This is a genomic window from Pantoea rodasii, assembly GCF_002095465.1.
Taxonomy (GTDB): Bacteria; Pseudomonadota; Gammaproteobacteria; order Enterobacterales; family Enterobacteriaceae; genus Pantoea; species Pantoea rodasii.
On sequence record NZ_MLFP01000002.1, the window covers coordinates 40,886 to 59,602 of the forward strand.

At 54.1% G+C, this 18,717-nt stretch carries 13 protein-coding genes and 3 pseudogenes; 11 read left to right on the top strand and 5 right to left on the bottom strand.

From position 1 onward, the window contains the following. Positions 1-17 precede the first annotated feature (17 nt). From HA45_RS02565 to pepD, 3 genes are all read right to left on the bottom strand, one after another. Complete coding sequence (locus tag HA45_RS02565) at positions 18-1,016, bottom strand: ABC transporter permease (RefSeq protein WP_100702186.1); 999 nt, start codon at positions 1,014-1,016, stop codon at positions 18-20. Next, positions 1,013-2,518 carry a sugar ABC transporter ATP-binding protein gene (locus HA45_RS02570; RefSeq protein WP_100702187.1) on the bottom strand — a complete coding sequence of 502 codons (1,506 nt, stop codon included), beginning with the start codon at positions 2,516-2,518 and terminating at the stop codon, positions 1,013-1,015. The genes HA45_RS02565 and HA45_RS02570 overlap by 4 nt, the downstream gene beginning before the upstream one ends. Before the next feature lie 277 nt (positions 2,519-2,795). Next, positions 2,796-4,256: a beta-Ala-His dipeptidase gene (gene pepD / locus HA45_RS02575; RefSeq protein WP_100702188.1), complete on the bottom strand. Its 1,461-nt coding sequence runs from the start codon at positions 4,254-4,256 to the stop codon at positions 2,796-2,798. Positions 4,257-4,512: 256 nt separating this feature from the next. Between pepD and gpt the strand changes: the two genes are divergently transcribed. From gpt to crl, 3 genes are all read left to right on the top strand, one after another. After that, positions 4,513-4,971, top strand: a complete 459-nt coding sequence (gpt, locus tag HA45_RS02580) for a xanthine phosphoribosyltransferase (protein WP_100702189.1) — start codon at positions 4,513-4,515, stop codon at positions 4,969-4,971. A 121-nt stretch (positions 4,972-5,092) separates the two neighbouring features. After that, entirely contained in the window at positions 5,093-6,340 is a 1,248-nt protein-coding gene (frsA, locus tag HA45_RS02585) for an esterase FrsA (protein WP_100702190.1), read from the top strand. A 109-nt stretch (positions 6,341-6,449) separates the two neighbouring features. Beyond that, positions 6,450-6,851, top strand: coding sequence for a sigma factor-binding protein Crl (gene crl / locus HA45_RS02590; protein ID WP_100702191.1), 402 nt, complete (start codon positions 6,450-6,452; stop codon positions 6,849-6,851). A gap of 109 nt (positions 6,852-6,960) precedes the next feature. Here crl and ompC read toward each other — a convergent pair whose 3' ends face one another. Next, entirely contained in the window at positions 6,961-8,079 is a 1,119-nt protein-coding gene (ompC, locus tag HA45_RS02595) for a porin OmpC (RefSeq protein WP_100702192.1), read from the bottom strand. Positions 8,080-8,325: 246 nt separating this feature from the next. Here ompC and proB point away from each other — a divergent pair. The 8 genes and pseudogenes from proB to HA45_RS02635 all read left to right on the top strand — a co-directional run bounded on the left by proB (position 8,326) and on the right by HA45_RS02635 (position 15,702). After that, positions 8,326-9,428: pseudogene (gene proB, locus HA45_RS02600) on the top strand (glutamate 5-kinase). A 10-nt stretch (positions 9,429-9,438) separates the two neighbouring features. After that, positions 9,439-10,691 (top strand): annotated as a pseudogene (gene proA, locus HA45_RS02605) (glutamate-5-semialdehyde dehydrogenase). A gap of 351 nt (positions 10,692-11,042) precedes the next feature. After that, positions 11,043-11,773, top strand: a pseudogene (locus tag HA45_RS02610) (S24 family peptidase). Between the two features lie 414 nt (positions 11,774-12,187). Beyond that, a complete protein-coding gene (locus HA45_RS02615) occupies positions 12,188-12,466 on the top strand; it encodes a transcriptional antitermination N peptide (protein WP_100702196.1) in 279 nt (92 codons plus the stop codon). A gap of 184 nt (positions 12,467-12,650) precedes the next feature. Next, positions 12,651-13,118 (top strand): lysozyme family protein, encoded by a 468-nt coding sequence (locus HA45_RS02620; RefSeq protein ID WP_100702197.1) that lies wholly within the window; start codon positions 12,651-12,653, stop codon positions 13,116-13,118. 2 nt (positions 13,119-13,120) lie between these two features. Beyond that, positions 13,121-13,465 (top strand): DUF7940 domain-containing protein, encoded by a 345-nt coding sequence (locus HA45_RS02625; protein ID WP_205960956.1) that lies wholly within the window; start codon positions 13,121-13,123, stop codon positions 13,463-13,465. Continuing rightward, positions 13,462-13,755, top strand: a complete 294-nt coding sequence (locus HA45_RS02630; protein ID WP_100702199.1) for a hypothetical protein — start codon at positions 13,462-13,464, stop codon at positions 13,753-13,755. Before HA45_RS02625 ends, HA45_RS02630 begins: the two co-directional genes overlap by 4 nt. A 201-nt stretch (positions 13,756-13,956) precedes the next feature. Then, a complete protein-coding gene (locus HA45_RS02635) occupies positions 13,957-15,702 on the top strand; it encodes a putative phage tail protein (RefSeq protein WP_100702200.1) in 1,746 nt (581 codons plus the stop codon). 137 nt (positions 15,703-15,839) lie between these two features. Here HA45_RS02635 and HA45_RS02640 read toward each other — a convergent pair whose 3' ends face one another. Beyond that, a complete protein-coding gene (locus HA45_RS02640; protein ID WP_100702201.1) occupies positions 15,840-17,747 on the bottom strand; it encodes a flagellin N-terminal helical domain-containing protein in 1,908 nt (635 codons plus the stop codon). Between the last annotated feature and the right edge of the window lie 970 nt (positions 17,748-18,717).

The following is an 18,717-nucleotide window of genomic DNA, read 5'->3' on the forward strand; positions in this document are numbered from 1 at the left end:
TTCTCAGTAAACGCGCCTTAACGGCGCTGAATGTAGGTAATCGCCAGGGCCAGAGCCAGCACCAGGCCTTTGATAATGTCCATGGCGTAATAAGGCACCGACAGCATCACCAGTCCGTTCTGTAACACACCCAGAATCACCGCGCCGACCAGCGTCCCGAGCGCGTTAGGCTTGCCGGAACCGGCCAGCGAGAAGCCGATCCATGCCGCAGCAACGGCATCCATCAGGTAGCCGCCGCCCGCGTTGACCTGCGAAGAGCCAATGCGCGATGCCAGCAGAATGCCGCCTAAGCCCGCCAGCAGCGATGCCAGCACATAGGCCAGTACGCGATAGCGCGTGGTACGAATGCCCGAAAGACGCGCGGCTTCTGGATTGCCACCCAGCGCATACATGCGACGACCGTGCTTGGTTAACGACAGCGCTAACTGTGCCACAATCGTTACCACCAGCATGATAATCACAATGGTTGGTACCTGACCCAGCAGGCCAAACGCCGCCGGAATGGTGCCTTCGGCCATATCGCCGCTTGGCATCACCATGTTCTCCGTAATCGAACCGCCGAAGCTGTACGTCATCGCCACGCCCTGAATCACGAACAGGGTCGCCAGCGTGGCTAACATGTCGGGAATGCGCAGGATCACAATCAGGAAGCTGTTAAACAGCCCGACCAGAGTACACAGCAGCAGGGTGATGATGATCGCTTCAGTGGTGCCAAAGCCGTGCCAGACAAACAGCGAAATCACCAGCGCGTTGGCCAGCGAAGCGGTTGAACCCACCGACAAATCGAAACCGCCGATGGTCAGCGAAATCGACACCCCAATCGCAATTACCGTGACGATGGCGATTGAGCGCAGGATGTTGATGATGTTTGTGGGTTCGAGGAAGCTGTCCGACGCGAGGCCAAACCCGGCGATCAGGATCACCACGGTCAGCAACATGCCCCATTTATAGAGAAAATCAAAAAGCTGATGACGCAGAGAAGGCTGCGGGGTTAGGGATTGTTCTTTGCTGCTCACGCAGGGGTTCCTCCGGTGGAATAAAGCAATAGCATCTCTTCTGTGGCCTCACGACCTTCCATCTCTGCCACAATGCGCCCATCCCAGAGCACACAAATACGGTCACATAAGCCGACCAGTTCAGAAAACTCGCCCGAGGCGTAAATGATGCCTTTGCCTTCGCGCGCCAGGCCGTCAATCAGGCTGAACAGATCGGTCTTCGCTTTGATGTCGACGCCTTTGGTCGGCTCATCGAAAATCAGCACGTCAGCGTTATTACGCAGCCATTTACCAATCGCCACTTTTTGTTGGTTACCGCCTGACAGACGACGCAAAATCTGCGCCGGTCCTGTGGTACGCACGTTGAGGCGCTGAATCACCTCTTCAGCCCAGCGCCACGCCTGACGATGGCCAAACAAGCTCCAGCGCGAAAAGCTGCTATCGGCGCTGACGCTCAGGTTCATACTGACCGGTTCATCGATAAAAATGCCTTCCTTGCGGCGCTCTTCCGGCACCAGCGCCATGCGGTTTTCCACCGAGTCGTGCGGTGAGCGAGGGCGCCACGGTTTGCCGTGCAGCTCGCCTTTTTCCACGCGGCTTTTATTGGCGCCAAACAGCGCCTTGCACAGCTCGGTTTTCCCCGCGCCGGCTAATCCGGCAATGCCGAGGATTTCGCCTTTGCGCAGATGCAGTGAAATATCTGCCAGCAGTTGATCATCATGCAGGCCTTCCACCGACAGCAGCAGCGGTTGTGCGCTGCGTTCACGGCGTGGCGGATAGACATCGGTCAGCTGATGTCCCAGCATTTTCTCGACGATCTGCTCGCCGCTCAGCGCCGCCATTGGGCTGCTCTCAATTAAGCGGCCATCGCGCAGCACGGTTAAGCGATCGCAAATCGCTTTCAGTTCGTGAATGCGGTGGGAGATAAACACCACGCCAATACCGTTGTTTTGCAGGCGGCGCACCACGGTAAACAGGCGCTCGCTTTCATGCTGATCGAGCGGCGCGGTGGGTTCATCAAGGATCAAAAAGCGGCAGTGGTGGGAGAGGGCGCGCGCCAGCAGGATTTGCTGTTTTTCCGCCAGCGAGCAGCGTTCCACCAGACGATTAACATCGATGTTCACTTCCAACTGATTGAGCAGAGCACGCGCCTGGCGACGAATCTCGCGCCAGCTGTAAACATGGCCGGGTTCTGCCAGCTGATCGAGCAGGATGTTTTCCGCCACGCTCAGCTGCGGCACCAGCGCCACATCGACTTCCTGCTGTACCAGATGAATACCGAGTTTTTTGGCATCACGCGGTGTGCGAATCGAGACTGGGACATCATCCAACAGAATCTCACCACTGTAATGATGGTGTGCGCCCGACAGCACCGCCATCAGCGTGGATTTCCCCGCGCCATTGGCGCCGGTCAGCGCATGCACCGATCCGCCTTCGGTCAGAAAATCGACCTGAGTCAGTGCGGCAAAACCGCCAAAAGCGATGGAGATATTGCGCATCTCCAGGCGGTTAATCGCACTCATTGGGTTCGGCCTTAATTAGAGGGAGTGGGTCGCATTTTTTCTGAAGCCGTAACGCTGGGCAACAAACGAAAGCGCATAAGCTAGCACGAAATCTTATTAGCCATCCAGACATCTGGGTGTAACGGCGTCTAAAACTGGTGAGGCGGAAATGACTGGTGAATTACAGGGGTAAAGGATCGGTTTTTTAGGGGTTTATGCTGGTATCGGGCGATGCATTGCAAATAGCAGGCATAAAAAAACCAGGCCGAAGCCTGGTTCAATCTCGTAATCCGAACGCTTACGCCTTTTCAGGCACCACACTCAGCAACGCGGTCAGCAACTTCCAGTACAGGCCGACGCTCTCGATATGTACTTGCTCATCCGGTGAGTGCGGACCGGTGATGGTCGGCCCAATCGACACCATATCCATGTTCGGATACGGTTTCTTGAACAGACCACACTCCAGACCCGCGTGAATCACCTGAATGTTTGGCGTCTTGCCAAACAGCGCTTCGTAGGTCTTGCGCGTCAGCGCCATCACCGGTGAGTCGGCGTCTGGCTGCCAGCCTGGGTAGCCGCCTTTCGGTGCGGTTTTCGCGCCAGCCAGTTGGCCGAGCGAGGTCAGGGTTTCCACCACCCAATCTTTACCGGTATCGATCAGCGAACGAATCAGGCAGATGATTTCGGCATTGTCCTGATCCATGGTCACCACACCGACGTTCAGTGAGGTTTCCACCACGCCTTTGGCCACGTCTGAGTTGCGGATCACACCGTTTGGCGTGCTGTTCAGCAGGTTGATAAAACGGTCACGGCTGTCAGTGGTCAGCGCCTGAGCCTGATGTGCCAGCGGCTCGGTGGTTAAGGCGATGTTCTTCTCTTTAATGCCCAGCTCATTGAGCAGCGTTGCCTGGAAATGAGCGGCAGCCGATTTCAGGGCATCCACTTTCTGACCGTCGACAGCCAGCGTGGCGAAGGCTTCACGCGGGATGGCATTACGCAGCGTACCGCCGGTGAACTCAATCAGACGCACATCCAATTCTTGCGCATACACCGCAAAGAAGCGGGCCAGCAATTTGTTGGCATTGCCCAGACCATGATGGATATCGGCACCAGAGTGACCGCCTTTCAGGCCTTTCAACGTCAGCTTAAGGGTTTCAAAGCCGGCAGGAATCGCTTCACGGCTTAACGGCAGGGTGGTGATGAAATCAATGCCACCCGCGCAGCCCATATAGATCTCACCTTCCTCTTCCGAGTCGGTATTGATCAGAATGTCGGCCTGCAGCCAGTTCGGCTGGAGACCAAAAGCGCCGTCCATGCCGGATTCTTCGGTCATGGTCAGCAGCACTTCCAGCGGGCCGTGGATCAGCGAGTTATCCGCTAACGCAGCCAGGGCCGACGCCATACCAATGCCGTTATCTGCGCCCAGCGTGGTACCACGCGCTTTGACCCATTCGCCATCAACGTACGGTTGAATCGGATCTTTGGTGAAGTCGTGCACCGTGTCGCTATTCTTCTGCGGCACCATATCAAGGTGTGCCTGCAGCGCGACAGGGGTACGATTTTCCATGCCCGCAGTGGCCGGTTTGCGAATCAGGATATTGCCAACCTGATCGCGCTCAACCCACAAGCCTTGCTCTTTTGCCCAGCTAACCACGTGTTCAGCCAGTGCTTCTTCATGATAAGAAGGGTGCGGAATGGAGCAGATTTTAGCGAAAATATCCCACAGCGGTTGGGGGGAAAGTTGCGACAATTCAGACACAATGCATCTCCTGTGTCAGCGCGGCGGACATACCGCTCGCACGCCGGGTTCCAGTGAAAGATCGCCGTCAGCACATCTGACGTGATAAGGCTGAGAATATCACTGTTTTTCACCGGGCGCGTACTCAGGCGCGCTAAAATCCTGCATCCAGTGCGACAGATGCTGGTTTTTAACGCGTCAGATCCTTATAATCTCGCGCAACCTTTTCCCCCTTGTCTATTTTTTAAACCAACGATTGTTGGTCGGGATTTCTTTTATGAGCGAAAAATACGTCGTCACCTGGGACATGTTGCAGATCCATGCCCGTAAACTGGCCCAGCGCCTGCTGCCTGTGGAACAGTGGAAAGGTATCATTGCGGTGAGCCGTGGTGGTCTGGTTCCTGCATCGTTGCTGGCGCGTGAGTTGGGTATTCGCTATGTCGATACCGTGTGCATCTCCAGCTACGATCACGATCATCAGCGCGAAATGAAAGTGCTGAAGCGCGCAGAAGGCGACGGTGAAGGCTTCATCGTGATTGATGACCTGGTGGATACCGGTGGTACCGCGCAAGCGATCCGCGACATGTATCCCAAAGCCCGTTTCTGCACCATTTTCGCTAAGCCGGCTGGCCGATCGTTAGTGGATGACTATATTGTCGATATCCCGCAGGACACCTGGATCGAACAGCCGTGGGACATGGGCGTGGTGTACATTCCGCCAATCGTCAAAAGCTGATTGATGCAACGCAAACAACGCCCGGTTATGCCGGGCGTTGTGCTTTCTATGCCTCGCACCCAACATGCGGGTGCAGTATACTCTTAGACATCAATGCGACTATCGCGGGAGAACGTCTAAGATGTCGGATAAAAACCTCAGCGAAGAGCTTTTTAAGCCCCGCTTTAAACACCCTGAAACCTCCTCTCTGGTGCATCGTCAGCACCACCATCCGGTGCAGGTCCACAATACCCTCGAAGGGGACACCCAGCCCTGCTGGTATCGCATGCTCAATAAGCTGCTGTGGACGTGGCGCGGACTGTCACCGCAGGAGATCAGCGAAGTGCTGGCGCGTATTGCCATCAGTGAGTATGAGCACACCGATGAAAATCAACTGGATACGGTGATTGGCTATCGCGGTGGCAACTGGAACTACGAATGGTCGAAACAGGCCGCATTGTGGCAGCAGCGGGCGATGCAGAATGAGGATCACGAAGAGGCGGGGCATCAGTGGATGCGCGCGTCAAATCTCTACAGCATCGCCGCCTATCCGTATATCAAAGGGGATGATCTGGCCGATCAGGCACAGGTGCTGGCGAACCGTGCGTATGAAGAGGCCACACAGCGTCTGCCCGGCGAGCTGAAGTCACTCACCTTCCAGATCAGCGGCGGCAGCCCAGTGACGGGCTTTCTGCATATGCCTGCGCAGGCAGAAGCGCCGTATCCTACCGTGCTGCTGTGTGGCGGCCTGGATTCATTGCAGAGCGATCACTATCGCCTGTTCCACGATTACCTGGCGCCACGCGGCATTGCTATGCTGACGCTGGATATGCCCTCTGTCGGCTTCAGCAGTAAATGGCCGCTGAATCAGGATACCAGCCAGGTACATCAACAGGTGCTGCGTGAACTGAGCAACGTGCCGTGGATCGATCACACCCGAGTGGCATTGTTTGGTTATCGCTTCGGTGCCAACGTGGCCACGCGATTGGCTTATCTGGAAGTGCCGCGTCTGCGGGCGGTTGCCACGTTGGGCGCGATGGTGCACAACATATTTGTCGATGAGCAGCGCCAACAAAAGCTGCCGGACATGTATATGGATATGCTGGCCAGTCGCCTGGGTATGTCATCGGCTTCTGACAATAACCTGCGCGTTGAACTGAGTCGCTATTCGCTGAAAGTGCAGGGCTTGTTGGGCCGCCGCACGCCAACGCCGATGCTGGCGGCATACTGGCCGGACGATTTGTTCAGCCCCGAAGAGGAAGCGCAGTTGATCGCTAACTCCTCCGCGCAGGGCAAGGTGCTGGCGATTCCCGTCAAGCCGGTTTTCTCCAGCTTTGAGAAGGCGCTGAACCAAATCTGCGACTGGCTGGCAAAACAATTGGGTGTCTGACTGGCAAAAAACCAACGCTCTGCTACAACTTATATCCGGGATAGTTTGCGTTGCGCGCGAGAACCGCGTAGCGAGAGACAATTTACGGTTTATTTGAGGGAGAATTAGCATGACGTTACCGAGTGGTCATCCCCGTAGTCGCCTGCTGAAGCGCTTCACCGAATTGGGGCCGTATATTCGTGAAGGGAAATGTGAAGAGACACGTTTCTTTTTTGATTGCCTGGCGGCGTGTGTCAATGTCAAACCTGCACCTGAACTCCGCGAGTTTTGGGGCTGGTGGATGACACTGGAAGCGCACGAGGACCATTTCACCTACGAATACCACTTTGGTTTGTTCGACAAAGACGGTGACTGGGGTGTCGCGACAATCAAAGGCAAAGAGAATAACGAAAGAGTGGAGAGTACGCTGCGTAACTTCCATGAACGCCTGAAAGCGGTGTTAAAGGATCTGAAGCTGGAACTCAAACCCGCCGAGGGATTCAAAGAAGAACCGGTTAAGCTAAGCGCTTAAGCGAGAAATGGTGGGACGCGGCTGTGCTGCCTCCCAAAGAGACAAAAAGAAAGAGCCGGTGATGAGCCGGCTCTTTTTTTATAGACACAACAAGGGTAATGCTAACGACTTAGAACTGGTAAGTCAGACCAACAGCAACCACGTCGTCGTTGTTCAGTGACAGACGGTTGTCGTCGTTCAGCTGGTTGATTTTGTAATCAACGAAGGTAGACATGTTTTTGTTGAAGTAGTAAGTCGCGCCAACGTCGATGTATTTAACCAGGTCAGCATCGCCGATACCTTCGATATCTTTGCCTTTGGTCTGTACATAGCCAATGGACGGACGCAGACCGAAGTCGAACTGGTACTGTGCAACCAATTCAATGTTCTGTGCTTTGTTTGCTGCACCTGACACGGTTGCACCGGTCACGGAGTTGGTGCCGCTGATTGGGGTCATGTTGCGGGTTTCGGTGTAGATTGCGGCCAGGTAAACGCTGTTAGCGTCATACTTGATGCCTGCGCCCCATGAATCCGCTTTATCGCCAGAGCCGTAAGCACGCGCTTGCTGCTGGTTGGTGCGGTCAGAAGAGGTGATAGCTGACATCAGGCTGATGCCGGTGCTGCCGATGGTGTAGCCCAGTGACGCACCGTAGCCGTCGCCGTTCTGGCGAGAGGTGTCAGTGGCGCTACCACGTGCGTTAGCGCTGGTCGCATCGTTTTTGCCCTGGTATTGCAGCGCGAAGCGCAGGCCATCAACCAGACCGAAGAAGTTGCTGTTACGATAAGTCGCAACACCAGTAGCACGCGCAGTCATGAAGTTATCAGTACGTGCAGTACCGTCACCACCAAACTCTGGGAATACGTCAGTCCAAGCCTCAACGTCGTACAGCACGCCGTAGTTACGACCGTAGTCGAATGAACCGTACTGACCGAATTTCAGACCGGCAAAGCCCAGACGGGTTTTGTTGCCTGAGTTAGCGTCAGAGCCTTCAGAGTTGTTGACGTTGTACTGATATTCCCACTGGCCGTAGCCGGTCATCAGGTCGTTGATCTGCGTCTGACCTTTGAAACCGATACGAACGTAAGATTTGTCACCGTCGTTTGACGCTGAATCACTGAAGTAGTGCTCAGCTTTAACGCGGCCGTAGAAGTCCAGTTTGTTACCGTCTTTGTTATAAACTTCTGCGGCGTGTGCGGTGGAAGCCATTGCCAGCGCAGATACGACTAATGCCAGTGTGCTCTTCTTCATTTGCTATCAATCCCAATGAGTAAAATTTGTTGTACCCTTGAAAGGGTTTGTAAAACAGGGGACTTTTTACCGATTAGAGATGAAAGTTTTATGACAGTTTTTCTGATTTCTTGTTAATCGCGAACTTTTGGTCTACCGCATTGTCAGGGGATTTTTGTGCTTTTCCCCTTGCTGCTGTTGGCTTCCTCGCTGACTCCTGATAAAACGTCCCTTCGCAGAATTTTTTTCTTACATGGCAGGAAAAACATGAGTGGCAGTCAGACCCTAGTGGTCAAATTGGGTACCAGCGTCCTCACCGGCGGTTCACGTCGGCTGAATCGTGCGCACATGGTGGAGCTGGTTCGTCAGTGTGCACAACTGCACGCGGCGGGCCATCGTATCGTTATCGTTACCTCTGGCGCGATTGCCGCCGGACGCGAACACCTGGGTTACCCCGAACTGCCGCCTACCATCGCCTCAAAGCAGCTGCTGGCTGCGGTGGGGCAGAGCCGTTTAATTCAGCTGTGGGAACAACTGTTCTCCATTCACGGCATTCACATCGGGCAGATGTTGCTGACGCGTGCTGACATGGAAGATCGTGAACGCTTCCTCTACGCGCGTGACATGCTGCGAGCGCTGCTCGACAACCACATCGTGCCGGTGATTAACGAAAACGATGCGGTGGCGACCGCTGAGATTAAAGTGGGCGATAACGATAACCTGTCAGCGCTGGCGGCGATGCTTGGCGGTGCTGATAAACTGCTGCTGCTGACCGATCAGCAGGGCTTGTTCACTGCCGATCCGCGCACCAATCCAGAAGCTGAGCTGATCAGCGATGTGCACCAGATTGATGATGCATTGCGCACGCTAGCCGGAGGCAGTGTCTCTGGCCTCGGCACGGGTGGCATGGCGACAAACTGCAGGCGGCGGATGTCGCGTGCCGCGCCGGTATTGACGTGATCATCGCGGCAGGCAGCCGGCCGGACGTGATCAGCGATGTGCTGTATGGCAAGCCGGTTGGCACCCGTTTTCACGCGCAGCAATCGCCGCTGGAAAACCGCAAACGCTGGATCTTTGGCGCGCCACCGGCGGGCGAAATCGTCATTGATGATGGCGCACTGGCTGCTGTGCTGGAACGAGGCAGCTCACTGCTGCCGAAAGGCGTCCGCGAAGTGCAGGGTAATTTCTCGCGCGGTGAGGTGATCCGTATTCGTAGCCTTCAGGGCCGCGATATTGCCCACGGCGTGACGCGCTACAACAGCGATGCCATGCGCATGATTGCCGGTCATCATAGCCAGGAAATCGGCGATATCCTCGGTTACGAGTATGGCCCGGTTGCGGTGCATCGTGACGACATGATCGTCAGTTAAGGAGCAGATGATGTTAGAAGAAATGGGTAAAGCGGCGCGCGCAGCGTCGTACAAACTGGCAGAACTCTCTACCGAACAAAAAATCAGGTGCTGCTGACCATCGCCGATCGTCTGGAAGCGGAAAGTGCCGATATTCTGGCGGCTAACGAGCAGGATCTGGCCGATGCGCGCCAAAACGGCATGAGTGCGGCCTTGCTGGATCGCCTGACGCTCAATCCGCAGCGTTTAAAAGGTATTGCTGATGATGTGCGTCAGGTATGTCGTCTGGCCGATCCGGTCGGACAACTGATCGATGGCGGCGTGCTGGACAGCGGCTTGCGTATTGAGCGCCGCCGTGTGCCATTGGGCGTGATTGGGGTAATTTATGAAGCCCGCCCTAATGTCACCGTCGATGTGGCTTCCCTGTGCCTGAAAACCGGCAATGCGGCGATTCTGCGCGGCGGCAAAGAAACGTATCGCACCAACGCGGCCACCGTTCGCGTGATTCAAAACGCGCTCAGCGAGCATGGTTTACCCAAGGGCGCTGTACAGGCGATTGAAAATCCGGACCGTGAGTTAGTTAACCAGTTGCTGAAGCTCGATCGCTACGTCGATATGTTGATCCCGCGCGGCGGAGCAGGGCTGCATAAACTGTGCCGCGAAAACTCGACCATCCCGGTGATCACCGGCGGTATCGGCGTGTGCCATCTCTATCTCGATGAAACTATGGAGATCGAACCGGCATTGGACGTGATTGTTAACGCCAAGAAGCAGCGCCCAAGCGCGTGTAATTCGCTGGAAACGCTGCTAATCCATCAGCATCAGGTCGAACGCTTTATTCCTGCCTTCCTGCAACGTATGGCGCAGGAAAATATCCCGCTGCACGCTGATGAAAATGTACTGGCGCTGCTGCAAAACGGCCCGGCCAGCGTAGTGGCGGTGAAAAATGAACAGTATGACGATGAGTGGTTATCTAACGATCTTAACGTCAAACTGGTGGCCGATCTGGATGAGGCGGTTGCCCACATCCGCGCGCACGGCACTCAGCACTCTGACGGCATCCTGACGCGCAGCATTGGTAACGCCAACCGCTTCGTCAATCAGGTTGATTCCTCGGCGGTCTACGTGAACGCCAGTACCCGCTTCACTGACGGCGGCCAGTTTGGATTGGGCGCGGAAGTGGCGGTCAGCACCCAGAAGCTACATGCGCGAGGCCCAATGGGGCTGGAAGCGCTGACCACCTACAAGTGGATTGGCTGGGGTGACGACACGTTGCGCGGCTAATTTTTACGTCTGCAACACCATGGGCACCTAACAGGTGCCCATTTTTTTGCTTTCGATCCAATTATTTCCAGAGCTTTTTGATTTATTTCTGTCATCTATGGCGTCTCAGCGTCTTTTCGATCATTTTTTCCTTGGGGTGCTGGTCTTAGCGCCACAGAACAATCCTGAAAACCCCTGTCAGAACAAGCTGTCGGGCATTCATTACTGGTTTCCACCCAGCCGAAGGGGATAATGATTATCCAACTTCATTGATAAAAGCGGTTGGGTAGTAAACTGACGGTAATATAAAATGAACTGGTAGCAAAAACGAAAATAACATTCAGTCTTTTACTGAAGGCAGATTATTAACTGATGGTTAAAAAAGAGAGTACGAGACAAGCTTTTACTGCCAGGCTGATTGCCGCGTGTGATAGTGCGGGAATTGTCGGACATGGACGAAACAAACAGGTTGCTCAGGCACTGCAGCAAAGGGGATGCAGGATCTCAACACCGGGGGTCTGGAAATGGTTTAACGCTCAATCAATTCCAGATGATAACAACATGCTGGCGTTAAGCCAGTTACTGGATGTGCGCGTCGAGTGGCTGCAATTCGGCATGGAAAAGCCCGATGCTGCGATTGGCCATCCTGCGCTGAACGATTCAAAACACATGTTCCGTGTTGTCAGTCTGGATATTGGGCAGCGCAGCGTCCAGGGCATCGCCGCGCGTGATGATTTAGTTGAAACCATTCAGGCGATTGAATACGGGCTGGATGAAGCACGCGTCCTGTTCAACGGCCGACCCGCCGAGAACATCCGCCTGATTGCGCTGAACAATGACTCGATGGCGGGCACCTTTGCGCCGCGCGATCAGCTGTTTGTCGATATCAGCGTCCATCGTTTTGATGGCGATGGAATTTATCTGTTCACGCTGGACCAACAGCTGTATCTCAAACGCTTGCAGCTGCAACACAAAAGGTGGCGGTCATCTCTGACAACAAGCGTTATGAGACCTGGTATCTCACGCTGGATGAGGCGGCATCTTTGCAGGTGGTGGCGCGCGTCATCATGAGCCAGGCGCGTGATTACCAGATTTTAGGCTGATCACATAACGCGCTAAGCAGTCAAAAAAATATTCTGGCTGAAATCATAAATTTAACTGATGGTAAATAAAAAAATTAACTGTTGGTGTTTGCCAATGCATTAGAACCTGTTAATAATTTGAGCATGGAAGGACGACATCACTGCTCTCGGATGAGCCCGCTCTTAAACAATTGAGGCGCTGCACAAGCGCGATACCAACCACCCAAAGTCAGTGGATTTTGGGATGGGGTGGATGCGCATTTTGCAGCGTCGTCAGTTCTCCTCTGACTTCACTCTCCTCTGCTTATCCCTGGCCGCGAATGCAGCCGGGCGGGTCGATGACGAGTGTATGCAGTGGAACCCCGGACGCCTCGGCTTCAGCCGACATGCCGCGCCTGCCACCCCATCGCCAAAGACTCATTTACAGGAGGAGTTATGGCGATTATCCAGTATGGCAAGTCAGTCTTCACCGGGAATGCGCGCACCCGCCGTCACCGACGCCGCCAGTCCCTCAGCCGTCTTAAGTGCAGTATCGACAGCGCCTTAGGCCTTGAATCCGAAAACGTCACCTTACGCACCGCTGAGCGCATCTGCCAGCGCCAGACACGCTCGCGTGCCGACTGTGCCGTCATGGCCCCCAAGCGAACGCAAACCGAGGGCGCGAGCTTCGATAACTGCTGTTTACCCCATGTCCATTTGTACGCCGTGCGCTAAATCTTTTGCTGCATTTTCCCAGTTTTTAAGCGGAACGCTTAATCATTGCTCACTAATTAGTCTCGCTTGAGCGTTGCGCGGTGCTCGCGTGGCGTCGGAGGGCGGACAGATCAGTGAGATTTATGTTTTTACCTTGTTTGCGCAGAGATTTTCAGACTATTGCGCCCGTCAAAGAGGAATCGTTATGAGCCAGATTATTGCCATTTTAAATTTTGAAGAGGGCTACCGTGAGGCGCCCTACCTTGATACGCAGGGCTTTCCCACCGTGGCGGGCGGCATCCGCATCGGGCCGAAAGGTGCCTCACTCAGCAACTACATCTTCCAGGTCCCGCGACGCGTTGGCGATGTGTGGAAGCAGTGCATCGTTGAAAACAAGGTGCTGGAGATGAATCAGCGAGCCCTGGTTCAGCAGGCGCTGGGTAAGTGCAGTGAGGCGCGCTGTGATGTGCTGATCAGCATGGCGTATCAATTGGGGGTGGATGGCGTATCGATGTTTCGCGGCATGCTCAGCGCCATCACCCAGGGAGACTTCAACAGTGCGGCCAATGCCATGCTCGACAGCTTATGGGCACGACAAACGCCAGGGCGTGCGCGACGCCACGCGGAGGTGATGCGCAGCGGCACCTACGACATCTATCGGGGGCTGTTATGAACATGAAATGGCTGATGTTTGTCATCGCGGTGTTAGCAGCGGTGATTGTGTTGCTGCTGCTTCAGCGCTTCACCACGCTGGAGTTCGTGAAGCATGCGCGACTGTTATTCAAAACCTGGTCAGTGTGGCTGGCTTCATTGGGTTCGATGCTCAGTGCCTGGGCGCAATCCTTTCCGTCCTCGGCACTGGACGCCTGGAACGCCTTACCACAAGACGTCAAAGATGTGCTGCCCCACAACTACCTTGGCATGATTGGCGCCTTTATGGTGGCGATGGGCGTGCTGGCGCAGTTTGTACGCCAGAAAACCCTGATTGAACAGCGTAAGACGCTGGAGGAGAAACCATGACTTTTCTCACCACGCTGCTCGGTGGTAGCTGGCATTGGCTGGCTGCGCTGGGGGGCATTGTTGCCGCATTGGTTGCCAGCTACTTCGGTGGCAGAAAAATCGGCAAGGTGCAGCAGCAAGCAAAATCAGACGTTGAATCGGCAAACAAAGCGGCGGTGCAAGCCGTTGCGGTAAATCAGCAGCAGCAACAGCTGCGCGAGGAGGCCAAACGTGTGGAAGCCAATAATCTTAATCTTGATGACACTGCTGCTCGCGACAAGCTGCAGCAGTCGAAATACCACCAGCCCTGAATCTCCCGTCGTTATCGACTCTGCTTGTACTCTTTTTTCCCCGATTTACACCCACGGCAATGACGCCGAGCGCATGGACGTTCGCACCGTGCGCGCCATCAACAATCACAACGATCTTTGGGATCAGCACTGCGCCCCCTCGGCGCACTAAGGCTGTTCCTTCATCTGAATTGCAAACCTGAAAAGGCCGAGGAGGCTATGATGATCGAAGTTAACTCTTATGCTGAACTGCGTACCACCGTCCCCAGCAAAAACGGCGATTTGGCGTTTTTGCGTCGCTATAACGCCGACTCAACCTTCCACGGTGGCGGTGACTTCACCGGTTTTATCGGCACCACCACCGCCACGGATGATGGCGGGACGCTGGCGGTGGGTAACGGTTTTTACTGGAAACGTGTGATTAACGATCCTTCCGACATCAACGTTTACCACTTTGGTGCGAAAGGGGATGGCTACGCCAACGACACTGACTCCTTTACGCGCATGCTGGCATGGACCCAAACCTACAGCGGTAACATCAAAGATTTGCCGGTGCGTTTTCCGGGAGGGAAATTTTTAATTAACCCGATCGACATCAGCGCCACAGACAATGCCTTCTTTGGCTTGCAGGGCGATGATGTTGAGCTGGGTTCCCTGCCGCGCACCACCATCATCTCGGATAAAAGTGCCAACACGGTATTTAAGGTGAAGGCACGCCGTACTTCAATCCGAGGTATCGCGTGGAATGGCCAGGCGACGGCCGATATCACCACCAACAAAGGCACCATCACCGCGGCCATGTGCAGCAACGTGCAGCCGTTCTTCGAAAATACCTGTATCGAAGGCACCACGGTAAATATCTACTGTTTCCGCGCGCAGAATAACGGCGGTACGGTGATCAAGGTGTTGGATACGCTGGACAGTAAATTTGACCAGATTTATACCCTGTACACCTATGCGCGCGTATTTGATGTCGGCTGGTCTAACTCACCGAATGGCGCGTGGGATCACTCCACGGCGATTGAGATTTGTAACTGTAATTTCCAGACCGGCTATGGCGATGCCACGCTTTACATGCCGCGCTGTACGCAAGGGATTTTGCGCAATGTGTGGATTGAGCACACGCGCAATCCGGGGGATTTGTCGGATGGCGGTTGGACCATTGATACGCTCAATATTGAGGACTGCGGCAACGCCTTCAATCTCAACAATGCGCGCGTGCTGATGCGCCAAATCAACCTGCAATCGGGCGCGAAGATCTCTAACGATTTGGCGGCAGGTCGGTGGTTATCTACCTTTGAATATGGCTATCGCCGTGACGAAAGCTATGGCAGCTTCCTGACCGGTTCACTGCGAGCTGGATATTACAGCGGCTACAAAATTACCAACAACACGTCGACAGATAACTGGTATCGCCTGGGACAACTGTTCTTCCCCAATGCGAACCAGCAATGGGTGATGGAGTTTATTGGTAAGGCCGATGCCACTCAGCCCACCGGCACGGCGGGCACCCCGGTTAACGTGGCCAGCAGCGGTAAAACCTGGATCAACCTGCAGCGGCTGGAAACAGTGTGGGCGGATGCCTTTCATATGGGGCAGCCCGCCATCCTGGATATGCGTTACGGCCGTGTCGGCACCACTTATGCCGTGGTGTGGGTGAAGCTGAAAGCCAACAGTGGCGACACCATGCTTAACCTGAAAAACACGGGCCCGACGCGTTTCGATTCCGGCTCCTGCTCGCTGTTCCAGTCCGATCTGTCGGTCGTTACCGATACCACCACCATGGGCACCCTGAAGCCAGCCGCACGCTTCGGCATGCACAATGGTCTGGCAGGGATTGGGGCCAATGAGAAGGGGGTGCTGACGCTGGCAACGGCAGACGGTACGCCAACCAACAAAACCACGCCAACAGGCTTTGTGCTGGTCAATATCAACGGTGTCGATCGTAAACTTCCCTATTACGATTGAGGTTCAGCACATTTTGGCGAGGCTTCGGCCTCGCCTTTTTTGTTTGTGGCGTAAGGCGGGCACCTGTTTTCGTGGAGGCGGACTTCGGACTTCGGGTTGCGTGAAGGGCGCTATCACTGTGCCTCAGCCGCGTTACATTACCCCTGCAATAAGGTCAGCACCTGTTGCGGCTGCAGGTTGGCTTTAGCCAGCACGGAAGAACTGGCTTGCTGCACAATCTGTGCCCGGGTCAGCGCGGAAACCTCCGCCGCATAATCTGCATCTTCAATACGTGAGCGAGCACTTGCCAGGTTGGTCGTTGCACCACTTTGTAAGCTTTGCGCCGAACTCAACCGGTTTGCCGCTGCACCTAACTCACTGCGCTGGCTATCAACGCGTGCAATCGCTCTATCCAGTGTCGCCAGTGGATCATCAGGATGCTTCAGGCGGATCTCGTCACCCACTTCTTTTACGCTGGTGGTGGTGAGATTAGTTGAGGTATCCGTAACCGAGGACACATTGGCCATATAGTAGATTTGAACATCACCAACGCCGCGTAACGTCTTCAGCATCAAGGCGTTCGGGGCACTGTCTTCCGTCACAAAGGTGGCGGTTTTGCTCTCACGCCCGTCAGGCACCCCCATGTAGTAATTGCCGTCACTGTCCAGCCGCAAAACGTCATTGCTGCTGACGCCCTGGGCATCGGTATACCTGACATCGACATTGGCGGGATCCAGCGTGATGTATGAAGTACCGGTGACGCTGGTGACGTCATTAAAACTGTTGATGCTGCTGCTGCTACTGGTGGCTTTAACACTCAGGCTAACGTCGTTGCCATCCGAGGTGGTGGTCACCGTGGCGTTGTAATATTGGTAGTTGCCGCCGCCGCTATCCACTTCCATCACATATTGTCCGCCTGTGGTGCGGAGTAAGCGTGCATCGCTGCTGGCGACGGCGTTGTTTAAGCCATCGGTAAAACTCAGGGTCGCACTACTGGTGGTGACGGTTGGCGTGGTGTTCACCGCGGTTGGCAGTGTGGCGAAATCACCGTCCGTTTTCACAGGATCGGTGGTCATTGTCGCCGTAATCGCGCCACTGGAGCCGTAACTTATAGTGGCAGGATAATAATTATCATCCTGTTCAATATAATACTGGCCACTGTCTTCAGTCAGCGTTGGGGCGGGCGTGTTGCTCAACGCGGTGCCAGTATTATCCTGGTAGTTAATCGAGGTCATGCTGCGGGAAGCAATGGTCTCCACCGGGCTGTAAAGCGGCACGCTGGTGCTTCTACTGATTAAAACATTACCCGCCGCTGAAGAGGTATCCCAGCGGGCGCTGACACTGGCCAGATAATAGGTCGGCTTGCCATCGCTGCCGGTGGTTTGAATAAATTGCTGACCATTGTTACTACTTTGCACCAGCTGTGGCGAGTCCGCTGCAGGAGAGTAGTTCACGGTAATGGCCGGACTGCTCAATGACATGTTCAGCGCCAAACCGGTCAGGCTCGGAACCGCCGTAACCTTGCCACTGATACCGCTGATCACGAAGTCATCCAGACCTAACTCACTGACGCTGAATCCGCTCGATAAATCGACGCCAATCTTTTGATTATCATTGGCACCCACCTGAATTCCCACGCGACCCGCGCTGCCATCCAGAAGTTTTAGCCCGTTAAAGCTCGAACTGCTGTTGAGGCGATTAATCTCTTTGAGATTCAGGTTTATCTCCGCCTGAATGGAATCGGTATCTTCCTGAGAGTTGGTGCCGTTCAACCCTTGCACCGTTAGCTGACGGATACGCTGCAAGCGATTGTTGACTTCATCCAGCGCGCTGCTGGCCGTATCTACCATCGATAAACCATCGCCGGTGTTGCGCTGCGCCTGCGCCAGGCCACTCTGCTGGCTGGTAAAACGGTTTGCTATCGCCTGGCCTGCTGCATCATCACGGGCACTGTTGATGCGCATCCCTGAGGACAGGCGCTCAATCGCCACGCTCAGAGCGGAACCATTTTGGTTCGACTGCTTCGTCGCGATCATCGCAGAAACGTTGGTTTGAAGGCTGATCATCGGGGTTCTCAAGGCCAAATTGCACTGTATGCATTATCGGCATCTCATCTCAGACTTTAAAAAAGATTTGAGCTAAGTAACCTTCATTGGCTACGCTTCGCTTAAATTTGCAGTGTTTTATACTATTGGTTTGATTTTATATTTAATGTTGCTCTGCAATGTGTTGCAGGAGTGGATTTTTATGGAGATATGGGAAACAGACTACTAAATATAGTAGGTCCGAAAGTAACTGAAGATTAATTACAGTTTAATTTAATGAGATTATTCGCCTGATAACTTATAGAACAACGTGTTAGCGACGGATGGCCTTTTAAACTGATTTCTATCTTATTATTCCTAACAATCTGTTACAGCTGCACTTATCAATTTGAAGAATCCCAATTCATCACGGCTAATCTTTGCCTCCCTGCTTAATCCGTTTATCAGCTAAGTAAATTCCGTATTGGCAGGGTGCCCATTGACCTAATTACCGTGCCTGGTGAGAATGCCAGTGAAAGTTTTGAATTAGATCGCAAATTTGGGGCTGCTAGCCCATTGCAATACGGCTGCGAGGGCCGTGTTGAATTAACGCCACTTGCCCTTAACGGACAGCGAATGACGCACCGAAATGATTAAAGGGCAGGGCATACAGCAAAAATCGTTAATGTCGTGATGTTCATTGAGAAGGCCGTCTTTAGATGTACCTTTTTAATCCCGAACGGCATGTCCTGTGAACCCTGACAAATCAGCGCAATGCGGCTGAATTTATCAGGCTAATGATAAAGAACATTATTAATTAATGCCTTGAAAGGCGCGAGGGTTGCGAAACGCTACTTTCCCGCTGAAAGTTTTTAACTGGCTGATATTTAACTGAACTCTTATGAGCGCAGCGCGGTCTCTTTACGTCAAAAATAGCCTGAATCATGCAGTCAGTACACTGGTAGCTGTAAGCCAGGGGCGGTAGCCTGTCTATTTTGCAGCCTGAATTAAA